The sequence below is a fragment of the Acinetobacter sp. UBA991 genome (assembly GCF_002292065.1).
Classification (GTDB): domain Bacteria; phylum Pseudomonadota; class Gammaproteobacteria; order Pseudomonadales; family Moraxellaceae; genus Acinetobacter; species Acinetobacter higginsii.
The window spans coordinates 1-20,918 of the sequence record NZ_DBBF01000026.1; the positions used below are offsets into that span (position 1 = coordinate 1).

The following is a 20,918-nucleotide window of genomic DNA, read 5'->3' on the forward strand; positions in this document are numbered from 1 at the left end:
TTAACTTCCTAAGCCCCTTAATTAAAAGAGAACGGTAACGTGCAAATCAACAGTGGTCGCCCTAAAGATTTAGAAAAAAGAGCCAAGATTTTACAGGCTGCAAAATCTATATTTTTAAAAATGGGCTATCACGCCACCAATATGAATCAGATTGCCAAAGAAGCGGGTGTGACCAAACTCACGGTGTATAACCACTTCCAAGATAAGGGCAATCTGTTTATCTGTGCGATTGAAGAAAGCTGTGAAGAATCAATTCGAACCAAACAGATTGAACTGACCGCAGATGCAGATTTTAAACAGGCATTGGTGCTCATGTGTCTGCGTGCATTAAGTATCATTTATCTGCCTGAAGCACTGAAATTAGATTGTCTGCTATTTGAATTAGCCGCAGAACAAAGTCCCTTAACCAAGCAATTTTTTGATGCATCACATACCCGCATGTGCAATGTCTGGTGTGATTTCTTTGAACAGGCCATCGCCTTTAAATTTATTCGCGCAGATGAACCGCTTAAGCAAACTGAGCTGATCATCTCGCTGATGTTGGGTATCCGTCATCAGCAAGTGTTGCTGGGTTTAGCCCCTGTACCAAGCGCAACTGAAATCAATCAGATGATTGAACAGGCCATCGAAATTTTTATGCTTAAATATCAACCAATAAATTAGAGAAAATTCACATTTTTTTACGTTCTGCTCTTGGAATGTCTCTCAATCGCGCTATAGTCGAATGAGAACAACAGGAGAATTAGAATGATTCAGCAAATCACTGCTCCATTACGTGAAGATGTCCGCTTACTGGGCAATTTACTCGGAGAGACCTTAAAGCAACATGCTGGGCAAGATTTGTTTAATCAGATTGAGCAAATTCGCGCATTAGCCAAAGGTGCACGTGACGGCCAGATCGAAGCAGAAAAACAGCTCGAACAATTGTTTCTCGGTTTAAAAGATGAAGAGATTTTGCCGCTGACCCGCGCATTCTCACATTTTCTCAATTTCGCCAATATTGCTGAACAATATCATGTGGTGCGCAGCCGTCGTCAGGCCGAGTTTGATGAACAAGCCCCAAGCCCAAACCCGCTGCCACATTTATTCGAAAAATTCAAAACCCAACAAATCAATGCACAGCAATTATTCCAACAGATCTGTGATTTAAAAATTGAACTGGTACTGACTGCACACCCAACAGAGGTCAGCCGTCGCACCCTGATTCAAAAATATGATGATATTACCGACTGTCTTTCACAGTTAGATCAACAAAAACTGACACCCAGAGAACGCCAACAGACCATCGCTACACTGAAACAATTGGTCAGCTCAGCATGGCAAACCGATGAGATTCGTCAGCATCGCCCAACTCCTGTCGACGAAGCCAAATGGGGTTTTGCCACCATCGAGCAGTCGCTCTGGAATGCAGTACCGAAATTCGTACGTGAACTGAATGAACTCACGCAGCAGCATTGTGAGCATGATTTACCTTTGAGCATTGCACCGATCCGTTTTGCTTCATGGATGGGTGGTGACCGCGATGGCAATCCGAATGTCACCCATCAAGTCACCCAAGAAGTGTTGTGGCTATCACGTTGGCAAGCTGCTGATTTATATTTGCGTGATATTGAAAATCTGCGTTGGGAACTGTCGATTCAAAGCTGCTCTGAGGAACTGACTCAAGCATTGGGCTATGAACACCCTGAACCGTATCGTGAATATCTACGAGACACCCGTGAACGTTTAAAAGCCACCCGTTATTGGTTGGGGCAACGCTTACAAGGTGCTGAAGCCGATGACAGCAATATCATCAAAGATAAAGATGAACTGTTAGCGCCACTGCTCCTCTGTTATCGTTCATTAATCGACAGTAACTTAGCCGAAATCGCCAATGGACAATTGCTGGATTTCATTTATCGGGTCAACTGTTTCGGTATTGAACTGCTCAAACTGGATATTCGTCAAGAATCAGGCCGCCATCGCCAAGCCATTTCTGCGATTACCGAATATCTAGGCCTAGGCAATTTTGAATCATGGACTGAACAGGCTCGTCAAAATTTCCTGATTCAAGAACTGCAAAGCAAACGTCCATTATTACCGAAGTTCTTCAATGAACCTGAAGGCAGTCTGATTCAGCATCCTGACGTACTGGAAGTATTTGCCACCATGCGTACCTTGGCAGAACAGCCAACCGAGAGCTTGGGTGCCTATATTATTTCGATGGCAGAATACCCAAGTGATGTGCTCGCGGTTTTATTGCTGCAAAAGGAAGCTGGGATTCAGCATCCGTTACGCGTGGTGCCGCTGTTTGAAACCTTGAAAGATCTGGATGGCGCAGCCAAAACCATGACCACCTTGTTCAATATGCATTGGTATAAACAGCATATTCAAGGCAAACATGAGGTGATGATTGGCTATTCAGATTCAGCCAAAGATGCAGGCTTTATGTCCGCCAACTGGGCGCAATACCGCGCCCAAGAAGAATTGACTGCAATTGCCAAACAACATGGCGTGCAATTGACCTTGTTCCATGGTCGTGGTGGCTCAATCAGCCGCGGTGGTGCACCAACACAACAGGCCCTGTTCTCGCAGCCTCCTGGTTCGATTTCAGGTGCAATTCGAGTCACTGAACAAGGTGAGATGATTCGCTTCAAATTCGGTCTAGAAGGTATTGCGCTGCAAAATCTGGAAATCTATACCGCTGCAACTTTAGAAGCGACTTTGCTCCCACCACCAGAACCGAAAAAACAGTGGCGTGACTTGATGAATCAAATGACTGATTTATCGGTCAAGGTCTATCGTCAAACCGTGCGTGAAAATCCAAACTTTGTCAGCTATCTACGGACGGTTACGCCAGAACTGGAACTGCAAATGCTGCCATTGGGTTCACGCCCAGCCAAACGTAAAGTCAGTGGTGGTATTGAATCACTGCGTGCCATTCCATGGGTGTTTGCATGGACGCAGATCCGTTTGATGCTGCCTGCTTGGTTGGGTACAGGCACGGCGATTAATCAGGTGCATGAACAGCATAAAAACACCTTGAATGAGATGCTGGAACAATGGCCTTATTTCCAGACCCTGATTGATATGTTGGAAATGGTATTGTCTAAATCTGATGCCGATATTGCCCTGTACTATGAGTCACATCTGACCCAAGATCAGGACTTAAAGGTGCTTGGGGTGGAATTACGCCAGCGTCTGCAAAATGCGGTGGATACCCTGCTGAGCTTAAAGGGTGAATCTAAACTGCTCAGTAATAATGAGGTTTTAGATCAATCCATGCAGGTGCGTAAGCCGTATTTATTGCCACTGCATTTATTACAAGCGGAGTTGATGAAACGTCGTCGTCTATATCTGTCGGAACACCAAACCGAACACAGCCCTGTCGATCATGCCTTGATGGTCAGTATTGCGGGGATTGCCGCAGGTCTGCGTAATACAGGTTAAGCACTAAACTCGACTTTGCCATCAATAGGAACTCTGCCTATTGATGGCAAGACTGGCAAAATATGCCATCTAAATTTTAAAAACAGAAAAAATTCAAAAAATATTTTGAAAATAAAAGAGTTAAATTTTCAAAGCATCAGCAAAAAAATAAATAATAAAACCGCTAGCTTATTTTGAAACAAATTTTACCAAAAGGTAAAAATACAACCCACAATGCCTGTTCTGGCAATATTCTCAATGGCTTATAGGTGAAAGCTCGTTTTAAGACAGGGTATCATACGCGCTGATATCACATAATGAGTCTAATTTATGTCAAGTTGGTTTCCAAAATGGCAGCCGTATCAGGGGAAGATCGATCATCGCCCTGTTGCGACAAATGAATATTTACCGCCCTTACAAAGTGCGGTGCTCGGGGTTCAACACGCATTTGCAATGTTTGGTGCAACGGTTCTTGCACCCTTATTAATGGGCTTTAGCCCAAACCTTGCCATCTTAATGTCAGGGATTTGTACCATTATTTTCTTCCTGATCACTGGTGGACGCGTACCAAGCTATTTAGGTTCAAGTTTTGCCTTTATCGGTGTAGTTGCGGCGGCAACAGGACATATCACGGGCTCTGGGGCCAATCCAAACCTTTCGGTTGCACTTGGCGGGATCGTCGCCTGTGGTATTTTTTATGCCTTGATCGGTTTTGCTGTGATGCTGACAGGTACACGCTGGATTGAAAAACTGATGCCACCCGTCGTGACTGGCGCGATCGTGATGATCATTGGTCTCAACCTTGCACCTGTCACCATCAAAGGGGTTGCCGGTCAACCGTTTGAGATGTGGATGGCGCTCATCACTGTATTGAGTATGGGCATCATTGCGGTCTTTACCAAAGGGCTATTACAGCGTTTATTGTTACTCGTTGGCCTACTGATTGCCTATGCGCTTTATGCCATTGCCACCAATGTTTTAGGCTATGGCAAACCGATTGATTTCTCCCAAATCGCAGCAGCGCCATGGTTTGGTATCCCAAGCTTTTCACATCCAACTTTTGATTTAAATGCAATTCTGATTATTGCCCCTGTCGCCCTCATCTTAGTGGCAGAGAACTTAGGTCATATCAAAGCGGTAGGTGCAATGACCGGCGAAAACCTGACTCCGCAATTGGGCAAAGCCTTTGTTGCCGATGGTTTAGCCACCACTTTATCGGGCAGTGTCGGTGCACCGGGTATGACCACTTATGGGGAAAACATTGGTGTGATGGCAGTGACCCGCGTGTATTCAACGATTGTGTTTGTGATCGCAGGTGTGTTTGCTATTTTCTTGGGGCTTTCACCTAAGTTTGGTGCAGTGATCAGTACCATTCCAACCGCAGTTCTGACAGGTGCTTCGATTGTGGTGTTTGGCTTGATTACCATTGCCGGTGCAAAAATCTGGATCGAAAACAAAGTCGATTTCTCAAACAATAAAAACCTGATCATTGCCTCTGTCACCATTATTTTAGGTGCAGGCAACTTTGAATTGTTATTTGGTAGCTTTAATTTAGGTGGTATTGGAACCGCAACTTTTGCTGCGATTTTCCTGAACCTGTTATTCAGTTTAAAAGATAAAAACTAAAACCTTGAAGGCAGCGTAAGCTGCCTTTTTTATTTTGGGAAAGATGCCACGACTAGATAATGCCACCATTGGCTCTAATCACCTGTGCATTGATCCAGTTACTGGCATCACTCACGGCAAAATCAAGCACCGCAGCAATATCTTCCACTGTGCCTAAACGCTCTAACGGGGCTGCTTTGGCCAACTGTGCAATCAATGCCTCACTCTTGCCCTCAAAAAATAGCTCCGTCGCTGTTGGCCCAGGTGCAATTGCATTGACGGTAATATTTTTGCCTCTTAACTCCTTGGCAAGGATTGCGGTCAAAGCTTCGATGGCTGCTTTAGATGCGGTATAAATGCCATACCCTTCCAGCTTCATACCAATCACGCTACTGGAAAGATTGATAATTTTCCCACCCTGTTCAAGTCGTTTCGCCGCCTCTCGCATGCTATATAAGCTGCCTTTTAAATTAATTGCTAAAACCTTTTCAATGGTTTCGTCATCTAAAGCTTCAATTTTTTTAAAGCACATGATGCCCGCATTATTAATCAGAATATCCACTCGCCCGTAGTGTTGGATGACATATTCAAATAGCTGCTCAACCTGATGCGACTGGCTGATATCTGCTTTAAATGCGCTTGCGGTCCCACCCGCAGCTTTAATTTTTTCGACCAGCTGATTTGCTTCTAAATCATTGCGCGCATAATTAATCACGATTTGATGGCCTTGCTGTGCCAATAAGGCCGCGGTAAAAGCACCAATACCTCGGGATGCACCTGTAATCAAAATCACTTTTTTATCATTTGCTGGTGTATTCATTTTTAACCTCGTCCAACTCAACTTATCACGGAATACGATCTATGATACTGTTCAGTGAGAACAAGATAATCCATCAAATTTCGGCTTCTTTATACGGATAGACCGAACAAAAGAATCAAGCCTATGGACAAGTTAAATGCAATGTCGGCATTCGTACATGTGGTTGAACAGCGAAGTTTTACCAAAGCAGCACAGATCCTGAACTTACCGCGCTCGACCCTGACAGATGCGATTAAACAGTTGGAAATGCAGTTGAATACCCGCTTACTGTTTCGGACCACACGACAAGTGAATCCGACCGACGAAGGCCATCTGTACTATCAACGCTGTAAATATATTCTGGCTTATATTGATGAATCAGATCATGATTTTTTACATGCCAAACCGCAAGGTAGCTTAAAGGTCGAGGTTCACGGTATCTTTGCTGCGCATTTTATTCTGCCCAAACTACATCAGTTTCTCGGAGAATATCCACAAATTCAATTACAATTGACTGAAAGTGATCGCTATGTTGATCTGATTAAAGAAGGCATCGACTGTGTGATTCGGATTGGTCATTTAAATAATAGTGAACTGGTGGTCAGACCTTTGGGGCTGATCCCGCAAGTCACCCTCGCGAGTCCTGAATACCTCAACAAATACGGCACACCGAACGCACTGAGTGATTTAAAACAGCATTTTATGGTGGGGTTTTACTCCAGCGCACGACAAAAAGCGCTTCCCTTAGAATTCATCATCAATCATCAGCTTGAGTTTTATGACCTCACCTCCTTAATTCAGGTCAATGGGGCACAGACCTACTCTGCTGCGGCAGAACAAGGCTTTGGTATTATTCAGGTGCCACGTTATGGTCATTTAAAGCAAATCGAAAATGGTCAGCTGTGCCCTGTGTTAACCCAATATGCTGTTCCTTCTTTACCCGTTTCTTTGCTTTACCCCTCAAAAACACGGGTTTCACCTCGACAACGGGTATTTATTGAATGGATGGTAGAGTTGTTTAAAGATCATCCTTTGGATCAGGCTTAAACGTTTCGCTCCTCACCAAAAACAGTTTTTGCTGCACTTAAGTCCACTATCTTTATTTAAGTGATGTTTAGTATGATGATTTTTTGCATTTCAATGCGTTGTCATCATGCGTTTTGATTTTTTTGATTTACGGCTATTTCTACATATCGTCACTACAGGCAGTCTGACCAAAGGGGCGGAACGTTCTGCAATTTCCTTGCAAGCGGCCAGTGAGCGCATCAAAAAACTTGAACAATATTTCGATACGCCTTTATTCATTCGACACTCCACGGGCGTTGAGCTCACCAGTGCAGGCCATGCCTTAGCCGAACATGCGCGACGTTTGCTCCGACAAAAAGACCAACTTGAACAAGAGATGCAACGCTTTCGGCAGCAACAACCCGAATCCATAACCCTGTGGTGCAACTCCTCCGCACAAAGTGAATATCTGCCACCGCTGTTACCGCAATATCTGATGTGCCATCCTGACATCAATATCGATCTGCATGAAGCTGAAAGTTCAGAGATTATTGCGGCTCTCAGCAAAGGCATCGCCACGCTCGGCTTGGTTTCCAGTTTCTTTGATATTCGCCCTTTGCAGACCCAAGAATTTGCCAGTGATCCCTTGGTGCTAATTTGCCCAGCCTCACATGCTCTTGCTCAACACACACAATTGAATTTGGTCGAGGCCCTAAGCTATGGTTTTATTGGGTTGATGCCGCATCACTCTTTGCAGCAATCCATCGAAACCCAAGCCAAGTTACTGGGCTTTAATATCCAATACCGTTTGCGTTTGCCCAATTTCGCTGCAATTGCTGAAGTGGTGGCAAAAGGTGTTGGCATCGCGATTATGCCTGCCCGTGCTGCACAGCGTTTAGAGCCAGACTATCATTTCCACACGGTACAGCTGCTGGGTGCATGGGCTAATCGGAAACTGCTGTTGGCAACACAGGATTTCAGTCAACTGCCCGAGACTTATCAACAGTTTGCGGATTTTTTATTGCAACATCGACCTTAGTTCAGCCCCAAATTAATGCGATAGCATATACGCACCTAATGCGACCAAGCCCATAAAAAATAGGCGGCGGAAGCGCTGCTCATTCAATTGATAGCGGATTTTTTTACCCAACCACATACCCATTAAAGCCGCAATCAAAGCTACGATGGATAGGCGATAATCCAGAGCGATGCCTGCCATCGGGTTATGCTGTAAAAATACGGCGAGGCAAATGGTGGACACGGTAAAGGTCAAGCCCAATGCCTGAACCAGCTCATCCCGTTTTAAATGCAAAGACTGTAAATAAGGTACTACGGGAATAATGATCACCCCTGTTGCTACGGTCACCGCCCCGCCGATATAACCAACCACAGGTGAGAGCCAACGCTCATATTTGCCCAAGTGAGGCAGATTCTTAACGCATAAACCATAAAGCCCGTACAGTATCAGCATCGTACCCAGTAGAATTTCACTACTTTGTCCATGGCTTTGGCTTAAAGTGGGTAAAAAACTCCAGACCGATCCAACCATAATTCCAAGCAGCAAAGACCAGAAGCGGCGTACAAAAGTCCAGACCCGCCCCTCAGCAAACAGCTGCCAGATATTGGTGATCATGGACGGAACGATCAGCAGGGATGCAGCCTGAAATGGACTCATGGCAATCGTGAGCAGTCCCATGGAGACCGCAGGTAAGCCTAAGCCGATCATGCCTTTAATCATGCCCGCAAAGACAAATACCATCACAATAATTGCTAAAAAAGTCACGCCCGAATCTCCGATATTGCATCGGAGTTATGCTACGAAAAAAAGCCAAGTTTGCCCTATTCTTATTTTTGGGAGCGGGCCTCAGGCAGAGCTTGAGGCGGTTCTATATTTGTCTTCCAACACATTGCTGATGATGCTTTCAATCATCCAGACCCGATACAGGCTGTTAAACACATAACTTTGCCCGTCAATACGCAATTCTAGGACTGGAAAATCAGGCTGATGCTTTTGCTGACACAGTTCATCGTTCTGCTTCAGTAAAGCTTCGACATCCTGTTCAGTGATGTGCTCGATCTCTAAACGCTTTTGCATGCGCTGAAAATGGGCTTTAAATGACAAGTCTTTACCCCGTGTCCACACCCCTTCAAAAATCTGGTGGATGCAATCGACTTGCTGTTCTTCAGGCACACTATAAAACAGTCGTGCCATCTCATACGTCGCATCCTTGGTCGGACGGCAGAACGGCGTAAATGCCACTTGGGTACGCTTGGAAACACGAGTCGCCAAGCTCCAGTCAAACCAGTCTCGCCCGTGATAACTCAAGGGATAAACCTTCAACTGGATATTATAATAATTGGCCAGTTCTTCTTTGATATAGGCCAATAATAACCAGCTCATTGGATCTTCAAGCGCGATATATAAATCTAGCTCGGGATGCATGGCCTGCACTTCATTGAGCGCCTCACCATCATTAATCAAATGCTCGCGCCATTCGATATGATTAATCAGGAAAATTGGATTTCCAGTCAGCAGTTTTTGCTGTTTTAGACGGCGGGTTAAACGTAATAAATCATCGACCGCTTGATATTTCCGCTCACCAAATTCGAAATAACTGGCAGCAACGGGCACATCTTTAAAAATGCGTTCAGGATAATCTTGAGGGCTCTGATGCCGACTGGCCATGGCATACAGGGTACGTAATTTGCCGTATTGTTGTTGCCACAGCATATGGAACACATCTTCCAGTAAATGTAAGAAGTTCTGTTCACGTAAGGGGGTGTTTCGAAGAATGGTTTCAGCTTGTTGTAATGCTTCTGCGCTAGGAATTTCTGGGGTGTCATCAAAGCCAAAACGGTGTTGCTTGGCCAGAATCTTGGCATCATTTAAGCAGTAACTGAGCCATTCCTGCTTGGACATTCCATTCGGAGGCTCTGCGTCCTGCCTTGAAATAATCACTTTTAGAGGTTTCAACTCATCACTCAGGATTTCATTGAGCTGATCCAGTTGTTGTACCGCAAGATAGCTATAAACATCGTCTAGACGCAGGTAAATGCTTAAACCCTGTTCCGTGGGTAATACCGCCTGACGTGAAGGTTTCTGATAGAACCAACTCGATCGGATGGGATCAAACCAACGACGTAACAAAGACATGTCGATCGCCTCTAATGGTCATAAAGTGAAATATGAATCGATATACTCAAGCTTGGATTGGAACAAGTGAGTCAATAAGTCTGTTCAGTATCTTATAAAATAACAAAAAAGTCCCTCTTAATTGAAAGAGGGACTGAATGGGATTACAAAACTCGTACTGCGCCTTTGGCTGCACTGGTCGAATGCATTGCGTAAATCTTCAATGATTTAGACACTTTACGTTTACGCTCTTCTGCTGGATGCCAACCTTTTGCTTCCTGAACAGTGCGACGATGCGCCATAGTCGCATCATCAACATTCAAATGAATGGTACGGTTTGGAATATCAATTTCAATGGTATCGCCATCTTCAACCAAACCAATCGCACCACCTTCTGCTGCTTCTGGAGAAACGTGACCAATCGACAAACCTGACGAACCGCCCGAGAAACGACCATCGGTAATCAAGGCACAGTCTTTACCTAAACCTTTCGACTTCAAGTAACTGGTTGGATACAACATTTCTTGCATCCCTGGTCCACCACGTGGTCCTTCGTAGCGAATCACTACGATATCGCCCGCAACGATTTTATGATCCAAAATCGCTTCAACCGCTGCATCTTGGCTTTCAAAAACGCGTGCTGTACCTGTAAATTTAAGAATTGACTCATCCACACCCGCAGTTTTGACGATACAGCCATCTAGAGCGATGTTGCCGTAAAGGACTGCCAAACCGCCATCTTTAGAGAACGCATGTTCAGCATTACGAATCACGCCTTTCTCGCGGTCACCATCTAAAGTTGAGTAATAACGGTTCTGCGAGAATGCCACTTGCGTTGGAATACCACCCGGAGATGAACGATAGAATTCGTAAACATCAGCATCTTCGGTACGGATAATATCCCACTTGTCCAAGGCATCTTTCAGCGTAGGTTCGTGCACGGTTGGGCATGAGGTATTGAGTAAGTTGGCACGATCCAGCTCGCCCAAGATCGCCATGATGCCACCCGCACGGTGCACATCTTCCATATGCACGTCTTGTTTTGCTGGGGCAACTTTTGACAATACTGGTACTTGACGAGACAGGCGGTCGATATCATCCATCGTGAAATCAACTTCAGCTTCATGTGCGGCAGCAAGTAAATGCAATACGGTATTGGTTGAACCACCCATCGCGATATCAAGCGTCATGGCATTTTCAAATGCAGCTTTGGTTGCGATTGAGCGTGGCAAAATACTGTCATCATTTTGTTCATAATAACGTTTCGCCAGTTCGACCACTAAACGACCTGCTCTTAAGAACAATTTTTCACGGTTGGCATGCGTCGCCACGATAGAACCATTACCTGGTAAAGATAAACCTAAAGCTTCGGTTAAGCAGTTCATTGAGTTAGCCGTGAACATCCCTGAACATGAACCACAGGTTGGACATGCTGAGCGTTCAAACGCAGCAACTTCTTCATCGGTGTAGCTTTCGTCTGCTGCAACCACCATGGCATCAACCAGGTCAATCGCCTTTTCATCACCACGGAATTTAACTTTACCCGCTTCCATTGGACCACCAGACACGAATACCACTGGGATATTCAAGCGCATCGCAGCCATTAGCATTCCCGGTGTGATCTTGTCACAGTTCGAGATACACACCATAGCATCGGCACAATGGGCATTGACCATGTATTCCACAGAATCGGCAATCAAATCACGCGATGGCAGTGAATACAGCATCCCGTCATGGCCCATGGCAATCCCGTCATCGACGGCAATGGTATTAAATTCTTTTGCCACACCACCAGAAGCTTCAATTTCTCTCGCAACAAGTTGACCTAAATCTTTAAGATGCACGTGACCGGGAACAAACTGGGTAAATGAGTTGACCACCGCAATAATTGGCTTGCCAAAATCTTCATCTTTCATACCGGTCGCACGCCATAAACCACGCGCGCCCGCCATATTTCTTCCATGTGTTGATGTTTTCGAACGATAATCAGGCATTTTGTATTCCCAACAAGTGTGTGCTCGAGAAAAATAAGACTTTCTCTCTGGCGAAATGATACTGAGCTCTTTGCATCATACTACAAGTTATCGTTTAACAGATGACCAACAGGCCTATCTTTTTTTGCACAAAAGCAATTCAAGCAGTGAATTAGGGGCTCGTGGCTTTTTCGCTTATAATTTGAGATAAGTTTTATTTGGATTCCATTTGTGAAAATCATTTTTGCTGGTACGCCTGAATTTGCGGCAACCGCATTGGCGGCATTATTAAAAACATCCCACCAGATCATTGCGGTTTATACCCAACCTGACCGTAAATCAGGACGTGGGCAAAAATTAACGCCATCGCCTGTTAAACAATTGGCACTTGAGCACGGTTTAGCTGTTTATCAACCTTTGAATTTTAAAGCATCTACGGAAGAAGGCTTGGCCGCTCGACAAGAGCTTGCTGCACTTGGCGCAGACGTGATGGTGGTTGCAGCCTATGGCTTGATTTTACCGCAAGCCGTTTTGGATACACCGAAATACGGGTGTTTAAATATTCATGGTTCATTGCTACCACGCTGGCGTGGTGCTGCCCCGATTCAACGTGCCATTGCCACAGGGGATGCTGAAACAGGGATTACCATCATGCAAATGGCTGCAGGTTTAGATACTGGCGATATGATGTATAAAACCTATTGCCCAATTACTGCGGAAGATACCACGGCCAGCTTACATGACAAATTGGCTGTTCAAGGTGCAGAAGCGATTTGTACCGTGCTTGAATCAGAACAAAGCTTGCAGGATTTTATTGAAAAACGTGAAGTACAAGATGAAGCACTGACCATTTATGCGCACAAATTAGTGAAAGCAGAAGCGCGTATCGATTGGACTGTAAATGCAGTTCAAATCGATCGTAATATTCGTGCCTTTAACCCTTGGCCAGTTGCTTTTATTCAGCTCGATGAAAACAATGCCTTACGTGTTTGGGGTTCTACACTTTCACAGCTCAGCAAAACCGATGCACAAGTCGGTGAAATCCTTGCCATTGATAAACAAGGTGTTCACGTTGCTTGTGGCGACAATAGCGCAGTGTGCTTAACCAGTTTGCAATGGCCAGGTGCTAAAGCCCTCAATCCAGTTCAAATTGCCCAAACCCAAAAATTACATCTTGGACAAATTCTCCCATGAGCCAATCGAATCAATCATCTGCAAAAAATTTGAATCTGCGTGCGCAGGTGGTCAAAACACTTTTGGCGGTTCAAAATGGGCAATCTTTGTCTTCCGTTTTGAATCAACATATCAATATCGTTTCTGAACGTGACCGTGGTTTATATCACGAGCTTACTTTAGGTTGTTTGCGCCAATGGTATTCGTTAAAAGCCATTACCTTACCCTTGCTCACAAAACCATTAGACAATGAAGCCCTAGAAAGTTGTTTATATCTGGGTTTATATCAAATTTTATGTACGCGTATTCCAGTACATGCTGCGATTTCAGAAACTGTAAATGCGGCTAAGCAACTCGGTTTCGAGCCAATGAGTGGTTTGGTTAATGCGATTCTGCGTCGTGTTTCACGTGAAACAGATGAATTTCAAACCGCGTTGAATAATACCCATGGTTTACCAAGCTGGTTATTCAAACGACTCAAAAAGGATTGGCCTGAGCAAGTAGAACCGCTATGCCAAGCCTTAAAACAAGTCGCACCACTGACACTGCGTGTCAATGAACGCCAAGTCAGTCGTAACGAATATTTAGAGATTTTGGACGAAGAACAGATTGATGCTCGTCCTTGCACGCTTTCAGATGTGGGTATTGTGTTGGAACAAACAGGCAATATTACCCATTTACCCGGTTTTGAAGAAGGCGGTTTTTCTGTTCAAGATGAACATGCACAATTGTGCGCGACGCTTTTACCGAACTTAGATAACAAAGTTGTTGTCGATGCATGTGCTGCACCAGGGGGTAAAACTGCACACATCCTTGAGCGCTTTGATCCTAAAAAGCTGATTGCGCTTGATCATGATGCAAAACGTTTACTACGTGTTTCTGAAAATTTAGAACGTCTTGCCCTAGATCAGAACAATGTTGAGATTATTACCGCTGATGCCACCACGTGGCAGGCACCTGAACCCGTCGATTGTATCGTGCTGGATGCGCCTTGTTCTGCAACAGGTGTGATTCGTCGCCACCCCGATATTCGCCTGCTCAGACAATCAACCGATATCGCACAAACGGTTACGTTACAACAACAGATTTTGCAGCAGATGTGGCAACAGCTTAAAGTCGGCGGCACTTTGCTATATATCACCTGCTCGATTCTAAAAGCTGAAAATGAGCAGCAAATGGCGGCATTCTTTGCAGAACATGCGGATGCAGAGGAAATCAAAATCGAAGCCGATTGGGGCATTGAACAGACCCATGGTCGTCAGCTGTTCCCTTCTGCCCACGCTGGTGATGGTTTCTATTATTGCCTGATTAAAAAATTGGCATAATAAAAAAGCAGGCTTAAAGCCTGCTTTTTTTAAATCTATTTTTAAAGCGTATGCTGATCTTTGACTTCTTCCAGAACCTCATCGAGTTCTTCTGGGTTTTTGGATAAGTGCAGAATAGACAATGCTAAACCACCCCATAAAAACACCATTGAAATCACCATCATTACGATTGCTGAAGTATTCATATTTGTTCTCCTAGCGATCTTTGATTCGGCTGAGTACAATTGCAACGACAGCACAGAAAATCACGCTGCCCCATCCAAAAATGCCTTGTAAGCTCATGCTATAACTATCGTAACCGTTTTTCACCAAGTTAAATACGGTCATGCTTAAGGTGGTTAATAAAATCAACGATGTGATCACCGTTAAAGTGAAATCCCAACCTTTGCCCAATTGAATCGTCGAAATACGATTCACATGATCACGTAGTTCACGCAAGGCAGAACGTTTAAACCAAGCAATACTAATGATCGAGATCAATGCACCACCAATAATACCGATGTTATTGATGAAGTGATCGACGATATCCACCAGTTTAATCGCATTTACACTTGAGAATAAGATCACTGAAACAAGTGCACTACCACCACCAATAATGGTTACAGCTTTGGTACGGCCCCATTTCAACTTGTCCTGCATTGCCGCGATTGGCACTTCCAAAATACTGACCATGGAAGAGATACCCGCAACAAATAGCGAAGAGAAGAATAAGAAACCAAATAAATCTGCACCCGCCCCTAAACTTGAAATGATTTTAGGGAATGCGATGAATGCTAGACCAATACCACCACTCACAACATCGTGTACTTCTTTACCTGCCGCATGTGCCATAAAGCCCAATGCCGCAAAAATACCAATACCCGCCAAAATCTCTGTTGATGCATTGGCAAAACCAACGATCAAGCCTGAACCAGTTAAGTTAGTTTTAGGTTTTAAGTAAGAGGCATAGGTCACCATGATCCCGAAGCCAACAGACAACGAGAAGAAAGTATGACCATAGGCAGCTAACCAAACTTTATAATTCATCATCGCTGACCAGTTCGGAGTAAAGAATGCATTTAAGCCTTCTACCGCACCAGGTAAACGTAATGACTGAATCACAAGAACCGTAAACAAGACGAATAACAACGGCATGAAAATCTTATTGGATAATTCAACACCCTTCTTCACACCGCCATACAAAATGATTAAAGTCAGTGCCCAAATACCAACGATTGGCCAGAACAAATGACTCACAAATTGTAGATCGAAGCCAGTTGCTTTCGAGGTCTGCAAATACGTATTGAAGAAGAAGCTTTCTGGGTCACTGCCCCACGCCTGACCAATTGAGAAGTAGACATAACTACCTGCCCAAGTCAGTACGCTGGCATAGTACAAACCAATGATGATACAGACACAGACTTGCCACCAACCGAGTGTCTCACCGCCTTTAAATAGCGCACGATATGCTTTTGGTGGTGAATTACGCGCACGATGACCTGTTGCATAATCCAAGAATAAAAGAGGTAAACCAGCGGTAATCAACGCCAGTAAATAAGGGATAAGAAACGCCCCGCCGCCATTTTCATAAGCAACATAAGGGAAACGCCAAATGTTACCTAAACCTACAGCTGAACCAACAGCTGCAATAATAAAACCAGATCGTGATGTCCAGTTTTCACGAGAATCTGCCATAAAACACCTAAGTTGTCCTGCTGGCTATTCCATGCTGTGTTAGGTTTTTATTATCCAACAGACATGAAAAGTGCCATAAAAAATCTTGTTTTGCTTGCATGAAATTTCAACCTTGTGGGTCTCCGTTTACATGGACAAACAAAGCAAAAACCAAACCATCTTCCTTAAAGATTGGGCTTTGTTTTTCTGCTTTTAATAGCCGAACAATACCTGTTTTTATTTCTTTTTACTGTAAATTCTGAAAGAAAAAGTCATCTTTTTTAAACAACTGATTATTTTTCAACAGACTGTAATTTTGACCTTGCAGTCAACTTATAAAAATCAAGTACATAAAACAATCAAGCGAAGCTAAAACTCCGCTTGGGCCACAATCTTTTTTATTGTTTGATGGCTAATAACCTTTCCTCTTGCATATCCCGAATTGCAGAATGAATCCCTTCCCGACCAAGGCCAGAATCCTTCACGCCGCCATAAGGCATATTATCGACACGGAAAGTTGGGACATCGTTAATAATCACACCTCCGACATGTAAATGATCCCATGCATACAGCATCTTATTCAGATTCTGCGTATATACACCCGCCTGTAAACCAAAACGACTTTGATTAATGGTGGCAATACCCTGCTCAAAATCCTTAAATTTTTCGAGGATCGCTACAGGGCCAAAAGCTTCATCTTTATAGATTTCCAGCTTGGCATCTACATTTTCCAGCAAAGCAGGTTCAAACAACATGCCTTGTAAACTTCCTCCTGTGAGTATTTTTGCTCCTTTTTTCTCGGCTTTATCCAGCCATTTTTTTAGACGAACAGCCTCAGCTTCCTTAATCATTGGCCCAACCAATGTCGTTGTTAAAGCGGGATCATCCACTTTGATTTTTTTCAATTTTGCGACCAGTTTCTTTTTCAATTCTGCATAAATATCAGCATGAACTAAAATCCGCTGCACACTGATACAGACCTGCCCCGCATGCCCATAAGCGGCACTAATCAAACGATCTATAAGTGCCTCATCAATCACGGTATCTGCATCGATCAGAACCGCAGCATTACCGCCTAGTTCTAAGGTGACTTTCTTGCGACCTGCACGTGCTTTCATATCCCAACCGACTTGATCTGAACCTGTAAAGCTGAGTAATTTAAAGCGATCATCGGTCACCAAAATATCTGCTGCTTGACGGTCACACGGCAAGATCGACCATGAACCTTTCGGTAGATCTGTTTCAGCTAATACCTTGGCGATCATTAATGCACTGATTGGAGTCAAACTGGCAGGTTTTAAAACAAAAGGACAGCCTGCTGCAATCGCAGGCGCAATCTTATGTGCCACCAGATTCAGAGGGAAATTAAACGGACTGATTAAGGAAATCGCACCAATTGGCACATGTTTAACCATACCTCGAAAACGGGCTGCTGCAGGTGTCACCGCCAAGGGCAACATGCGGCCATCGTCCAGCTGCGTCACTGCATCTGCTGCCAATTGGAAGGTATTAATCAGACGTTCAACTTCTGCACTTGCTGCACCTCGCGGCTTGCCGCCTTCGGCAATCAGGATTTCAGTCAATTCTTCACTCAGTTCATTAAAGCGCTTTACACAATGCAATAAGATCTGTTGTTTTTGAAAGGGCTTTAATGCTGCCATTTCCTGTTCTGCTTTTACTGAAGCAGAAATGGCTTTTTCAAGTACTTTGGCATCGGCCAGAGCAACACGAGCATAGACGGTATTTCGATACTTATCATGTACTTCAAGCCATTGCCCCGTGCTTACCGCTTTTCCCGCGACATACAGTGGATAATCCCGCACGCTTGTTGTATCTGTCATTATTCTTGATCCCGTTATAAAAATTTAAAATTAGACTACTGCATATTTTCCAAGATCACTATATGATTCGCCCATTCGCTGATGAATTCACAACAATTCATTACGGTTTTTGATACTGATTAGGACAATGCAATGAAAATATTAAAAATATCAATGCTTGCTTTAGGGACAAGCTTTTGTGGTCTGGCGCAAGCGGATATGATTGGTGTAAAAGGCGATCTTAGCTATTGGAATTACAATGGTGAAGCCAATATGGCTGCGCAAACTTCTGCACCAGATCAAGACCTTGATCGTAAAGGTTCTGCACAAGTCTCGCTTGCATTTGAACACCCGATTCCACTGATTCCAAATGCAAAAATTCGCTATGTAAATTTAAAATCACAAACTGAAAATGAAGTTGCAGGTCAGCCTGTTTATGATCTGAATATCGATCATACCGACTTCATTTTGTATTATGAAATCTTAGACACCATCGTAAATGCAGATGTTGGTCTAGGTGCCACTAACCTGAACGGTGATGTAAAAACACTAGGCCTAAGCAAAACTGATATCGATAAAACGGTTCCTGTCATTTATGGATCAGCTGGGGTAAAACTACCTTTCACAGGCTTAAGCGCTAAAGCTGAATTGCTATATAGCAACTTTAACGACGCTAAAATCACCGATGCCCAAGCCGAACTACAATACAACTTTATTGATAATCTCTTGGTCGATGTTGGCTTAAAAGCAGGCTATCGTATCCTCGATGTCAAACTAGATGATTACGAAAAAAATGACCTTAAATTTAACTTTAAAGGTCCTTATATCGGCTTAGATATCCATTTCTAAATCGTAATAAAGTGAGAAACGGAATCTTTAGATTCCGTTTTTTATATCCAATCACTAAGCTCTCCTCCTTAATGTAAGCCAAAACCTACAACAATCGCAGTGATTGGCGAATACCCCAATACAAACTCTTCGCCTATCATATAAATCATAGAGAGACAGGAAGTCTCATTGAGAATAATAAAACGCACAGGACGTGGTCGTTAATAGGATATCAACGACATAAACTGAATATGAAGAAGCCCCGTCAGGATGATGGGGCTTCTTTTTATCTATCATGTTTATAGGTGATTTAAAGACTTTTAAGATACGCAACCACTTCGCTATGCTCTGCCATTTCAGCAAGCTGTAGGGCCGTATATTCGCTTTTATACGCCACATTTGCACCCTTACTCACGAGTAGCTTCACCACCGCCAAATAATCGTTCTCTGCAGCAGCCTGTAATGCACTATAACCGTCATCATCGGTTTGGTTTGGATCTATCCCCTCGGCCAATAGTTGCTCTACTTGTTCCAAATCACCAAGGGATGCCCAATACACCAGCTCAGGAAGATGTAATTCTGCATCATCTTCAGGGAGTGGTGAAAAAGAGTTGAGTTTCATTTAGTTCCTCTCATTTAAAAGTTAGCAGTTTCTCCATAACAATGACGGGAGCAACATATTCACTGAGTTCTTTACGATAAAGTTCTACAAAACCTTCCTTTGACCAAAATGCAAATGCAGGTTCATTTGATTGAACCACTGCAATTCTCAACCGATCACATCCCCAAGTATTCGCAAGACCCGAAATAAAATGGACTGCTTGCGGGCCATAGCCTAAACATTGATGAGACTCTATAAATAATAGCAGTCCAATAAATACTATTGATGACTCGGGATAACCTCGCAGAAGATCAATACAACCAATTATCTGTTCTTTATGATAAATCGCGTAAAAAAACTTTGCAGTAAATGGATGTCCACTCGGTACAGCTTTTAGATCGTTTCGAGCAGCATTTTTCTCTGCACTATATCCTTGAATAAGTTTAAAATAATTTGGACTAGCCTCAAATACAGCTTGAATACTGGCTATATCAGTTTCACTATCAGAGCAGAGAAGACGATAACTCAGCATATACTTACTATCCTAATTCTTTAAATACGGACAACTTTTGCTTATACCGCATCAAAGCTGTACTCCATTCACCATCGACCAATGGTAGGGCATCAATTCTCTTAAGGATTTAAATAATAATTTGTTCTCAGCTGTACTCACTGCCACGAGAACATCTCCTCCCCAATAGGAAAGACGCTCTTGGCAGATTCCACAAGGTGTTAAAATTAGAATATTTGAATGTTCCGACGCTCTACATATACAGAGGGAATGTGTAATTTTTTCATTGATTTTATGTGCCTCCCCCGACTTCCATACAAAGTGATAAAGCATCATTTCGTGTTTCAGGATCAACACTAATCAAAATTTTGCCACTCTCAGTGGCGAGTGCAGCAACACCACCCCAGCCTTTAGGATAACGGCTCTCCATAAAAACTTTCGCAGCTTGAAATAACTTTTGTTCCATCGTATCTCCAAACAAAGTCATAACTTCGCAATTCTTATTGTTGATATCTCATAATAGTTGCTTCTACCGTATGGTGATTGGCTTGATGTAGCACTTTAAAACCATGTCTTTGGTATAGTGAAATATTATGACTTTCACATTGTAAATACAGCATGGTTACGCCTAATTCTCTGGCTTTTTCTTGTGCCATCGTAATCATTTGGCTGGCAACACCTTGCCCTCGCCATAAAGGATCAACAAAAATCCCACCGATCCAATGCTCATATTCTGGATAGTTTTTATTCTCTCGTAGCTTCAGTTCTAAGGCACCGATCAATTCATTTTCATGATGAGCTACGATTGCTAAAGGAATAACATCACGATTAGCTGCTTTTTCCAGCACCTTTTGATGCATCATTTCTTCGGTAATCTGTAAAGAGAGATAAGCCCATTCGTTATAGTACCACTTTGCAATTTTTCCAATCGCTTCTGGGTGATCTACGAGCAAAGAAATTTTCATTATATTGTTAATTTTGAGAGTGATTTAACCGATTTTAGCCGATTTCTTCTACTTATTTCCTTCACGCAATAAAAAACACCCCAACCTCTCTCGAGATTGGGGTGTTTCTAATTTAAAAG

Annotated in this window: 19 protein-coding genes; 8 read left to right on the forward strand and 11 right to left on the reverse strand. The window is 43.5% G+C overall.

Annotation, left to right across the window (positions count from 1 at the left end; translation table 11 throughout):
* Positions 1-39: 39 nt before the first annotated feature.
* The 3 genes from B2727_RS10720 (at position 40) to B2727_RS10730 (ending at position 5,034) form a co-directional block, all read left to right on the forward strand.
* Positions 40-663, forward strand: a complete 624-nt coding sequence (locus tag B2727_RS10720) for a TetR/AcrR family transcriptional regulator (protein ID WP_241345587.1) — start codon at positions 40-42, stop codon at positions 661-663.
* Between the two features lie 84 nt (positions 664-747).
* Positions 748-3,429 carry a phosphoenolpyruvate carboxylase gene (ppc, locus tag B2727_RS10725; protein ID WP_033134201.1) on the forward strand — a complete coding sequence of 894 codons (2,682 nt, stop codon included), beginning with the start codon at positions 748-750 and terminating at the stop codon, positions 3,427-3,429.
* A gap of 309 nt (positions 3,430-3,738) precedes the next feature.
* The gene (locus tag B2727_RS10730) at positions 3,739-5,034 is read left to right on the forward strand and encodes a solute carrier family 23 protein (RefSeq protein ID WP_004803411.1); all 1,296 of its coding nucleotides are present in this window, start codon (positions 3,739-3,741) and stop codon (positions 5,032-5,034) included.
* 52 nt (positions 5,035-5,086) lie between these two features.
* Here the strand turns inward: B2727_RS10730 and B2727_RS10735 are convergent, their stop codons facing one another.
* Positions 5,087-5,833: an SDR family oxidoreductase gene (locus B2727_RS10735; protein WP_033134200.1), complete on the reverse strand. Its 747-nt coding sequence runs from the start codon at positions 5,831-5,833 to the stop codon at positions 5,087-5,089.
* Between the two features lie 123 nt (positions 5,834-5,956).
* Here B2727_RS10735 and B2727_RS10740 point away from each other — a divergent pair, with 123 nt between their 5' ends.
* Together B2727_RS10740 and B2727_RS10745 are read left to right on the forward strand one after the other, a co-directional pair.
* Positions 5,957-6,859: a LysR family transcriptional regulator gene (locus B2727_RS10740; RefSeq protein ID WP_033134199.1), complete on the forward strand. Its 903-nt coding sequence runs from the start codon at positions 5,957-5,959 to the stop codon at positions 6,857-6,859.
* A 106-nt stretch (positions 6,860-6,965) separates the two neighbouring features.
* Complete coding sequence (locus tag B2727_RS10745) at positions 6,966-7,856, forward strand: LysR family transcriptional regulator (RefSeq protein ID WP_033134198.1); 891 nt, start codon at positions 6,966-6,968, stop codon at positions 7,854-7,856.
* A 12-nt stretch (positions 7,857-7,868) separates the two neighbouring features.
* On the opposite strand, the gene B2727_RS10750 is transcribed toward B2727_RS10745, so the two are convergent.
* The 3 genes from B2727_RS10750 to ilvD all read right to left on the reverse strand — a co-directional run bounded on the left by B2727_RS10750 (position 7,869) and on the right by ilvD (position 11,944).
* Positions 7,869-8,600 (reverse strand): sulfite exporter TauE/SafE family protein, encoded by a 732-nt coding sequence (locus tag B2727_RS10750; RefSeq protein WP_033134197.1) that lies wholly within the window; start codon positions 8,598-8,600, stop codon positions 7,869-7,871.
* An 81-nt stretch (positions 8,601-8,681) separates the two neighbouring features.
* Positions 8,682-9,971, reverse strand: a complete 1,290-nt coding sequence (locus B2727_RS10755) for a hypothetical protein (RefSeq protein ID WP_033134196.1) — start codon at positions 9,969-9,971, stop codon at positions 8,682-8,684.
* A 143-nt stretch (positions 9,972-10,114) separates the two neighbouring features.
* Entirely contained in the window at positions 10,115-11,944 is a 1,830-nt protein-coding gene (ilvD, locus tag B2727_RS10760) for a dihydroxy-acid dehydratase (protein ID WP_032864358.1), read from the reverse strand.
* 210 nt (positions 11,945-12,154) lie between these two features.
* Here ilvD and fmt point away from each other — a divergent pair, with 210 nt between their 5' ends.
* The gene (gene fmt, locus B2727_RS10765) at positions 12,155-13,117 is read left to right on the forward strand and encodes a methionyl-tRNA formyltransferase (protein WP_033134195.1); all 963 of its coding nucleotides are present in this window, start codon (positions 12,155-12,157) and stop codon (positions 13,115-13,117) included.
* Positions 13,114-14,421, forward strand: coding sequence for a 16S rRNA (cytosine(967)-C(5))-methyltransferase RsmB (gene rsmB / locus B2727_RS10770; protein WP_033134194.1), 1,308 nt, complete (start codon positions 13,114-13,116; stop codon positions 14,419-14,421). Before fmt ends, rsmB begins: the two co-directional genes overlap by 4 nt.
* A 41-nt stretch (positions 14,422-14,462) precedes the next feature.
* Here the strand turns inward: rsmB and B2727_RS10775 are convergent, their stop codons facing one another.
* The 3 genes from B2727_RS10775 to B2727_RS10785 form a co-directional block, all read right to left on the reverse strand.
* Entirely contained in the window at positions 14,463-14,606 is a 144-nt protein-coding gene (locus tag B2727_RS10775; RefSeq protein ID WP_005201738.1) for a methionine/alanine import family NSS transporter small subunit, read from the reverse strand.
* A 10-nt stretch (positions 14,607-14,616) separates the two neighbouring features.
* Positions 14,617-16,095 carry a sodium-dependent transporter gene (locus B2727_RS10780; protein ID WP_005201740.1) on the reverse strand — a complete coding sequence of 493 codons (1,479 nt, stop codon included), beginning with the start codon at positions 16,093-16,095 and terminating at the stop codon, positions 14,617-14,619.
* A gap of 377 nt (positions 16,096-16,472) precedes the next feature.
* Entirely contained in the window at positions 16,473-17,915 is a 1,443-nt protein-coding gene (locus tag B2727_RS10785; RefSeq protein WP_033134193.1) for an aldehyde dehydrogenase family protein, read from the reverse strand.
* A gap of 132 nt (positions 17,916-18,047) precedes the next feature.
* On the opposite strand from B2727_RS10785, the gene B2727_RS10790 reads away from it, so the two are divergent.
* Entirely contained in the window at positions 18,048-18,743 is a 696-nt protein-coding gene (locus tag B2727_RS10790) for a TIGR04219 family outer membrane beta-barrel protein (protein ID WP_004803376.1), read from the forward strand.
* Between the two features lie 289 nt (positions 18,744-19,032).
* Here the strand turns inward: B2727_RS10790 and B2727_RS10795 are convergent, their stop codons facing one another.
* The 4 genes from B2727_RS10795 to B2727_RS10810 form a co-directional block, all read right to left on the reverse strand.
* Complete coding sequence (locus tag B2727_RS10795) at positions 19,033-19,344, reverse strand: ankyrin repeat domain-containing protein (protein ID WP_005201748.1); 312 nt, start codon at positions 19,342-19,344, stop codon at positions 19,033-19,035.
* Between the two features lie 10 nt (positions 19,345-19,354).
* Complete coding sequence (locus B2727_RS10800; protein ID WP_033134192.1) at positions 19,355-19,855, reverse strand: GNAT family N-acetyltransferase; 501 nt, start codon at positions 19,853-19,855, stop codon at positions 19,355-19,357.
* Positions 19,856-20,126: 271 nt separating this feature from the next.
* Entirely contained in the window at positions 20,127-20,300 is a 174-nt protein-coding gene (locus B2727_RS10805) for a hypothetical protein (protein ID WP_241345588.1), read from the reverse strand.
* Positions 20,301-20,334: 34 nt separating this feature from the next.
* Positions 20,335-20,799, reverse strand: coding sequence for a GNAT family N-acetyltransferase (locus tag B2727_RS10810; protein WP_033134191.1), 465 nt, complete (start codon positions 20,797-20,799; stop codon positions 20,335-20,337).
* Positions 20,800-20,918: the final 119 nt, after the last annotated feature.

Coding starts and splice junctions, on each gene's coding strand:
- ppc (WP_033134201.1), top strand. CDS start 748: ATGATTCAGCAAATCACTGCTCCATTACGTGAAGATGTCCGCTTACTG.
- B2727_RS10730 (WP_004803411.1), top strand. CDS start 3,739: ATGTCAAGTTGGTTTCCAAAATGGCAGCCGTATCAGGGGAAGATCGAT.
- B2727_RS10735 (WP_033134200.1), bottom strand. CDS start 5,833: ATGAATACACCAGCAAATGATAAAAAAGTGATTTTGATTACAGGTGCA.
- B2727_RS10740 (WP_033134199.1), top strand. CDS start 5,957: ATGGACAAGTTAAATGCAATGTCGGCATTCGTACATGTGGTTGAACAG.
- B2727_RS10745 (WP_033134198.1), top strand. CDS start 6,966: ATGCGTTTTGATTTTTTTGATTTACGGCTATTTCTACATATCGTCACT.
- B2727_RS10755 (WP_033134196.1), bottom strand. CDS start 9,971: ATGTCTTTGTTACGTCGTTGGTTTGATCCCATCCGATCGAGTTGGTTC.
- ilvD (WP_032864358.1), bottom strand. CDS start 11,944: ATGCCTGATTATCGTTCGAAAACATCAACACATGGAAGAAATATGGCG.
- rsmB (WP_033134194.1), top strand. CDS start 13,114: ATGAGCCAATCGAATCAATCATCTGCAAAAAATTTGAATCTGCGTGCG.
- B2727_RS10775 (WP_005201738.1), bottom strand. CDS start 14,606: ATGAATACTTCAGCAATCGTAATGATGGTGATTTCAATGGTGTTTTTA.
- B2727_RS10780 (WP_005201740.1), bottom strand. CDS start 16,095: ATGGCAGATTCTCGTGAAAACTGGACATCACGATCTGGTTTTATTATT.
- B2727_RS10785 (WP_033134193.1), bottom strand. CDS start 17,915: ATGACAGATACAACAAGCGTGCGGGATTATCCACTGTATGTCGCGGGA.
- B2727_RS10790 (WP_004803376.1), top strand. CDS start 18,048: ATGAAAATATTAAAAATATCAATGCTTGCTTTAGGGACAAGCTTTTGT.
- B2727_RS10795 (WP_005201748.1), bottom strand. CDS start 19,344: ATGAAACTCAACTCTTTTTCACCACTCCCTGAAGATGATGCAGAATTA.
- B2727_RS10800 (WP_033134192.1), bottom strand. CDS start 19,855: ATGCTGAGTTATCGTCTTCTCTGCTCTGATAGTGAAACTGATATAGCC.
- B2727_RS10805 (WP_241345588.1), bottom strand. CDS start 20,300: ATGGAACAAAAGTTATTTCAAGCTGCGAAAGTTTTTATGGAGAGCCGT.
- B2727_RS10810 (WP_033134191.1), bottom strand. CDS start 20,799: ATGAAAATTTCTTTGCTCGTAGATCACCCAGAAGCGATTGGAAAAATT.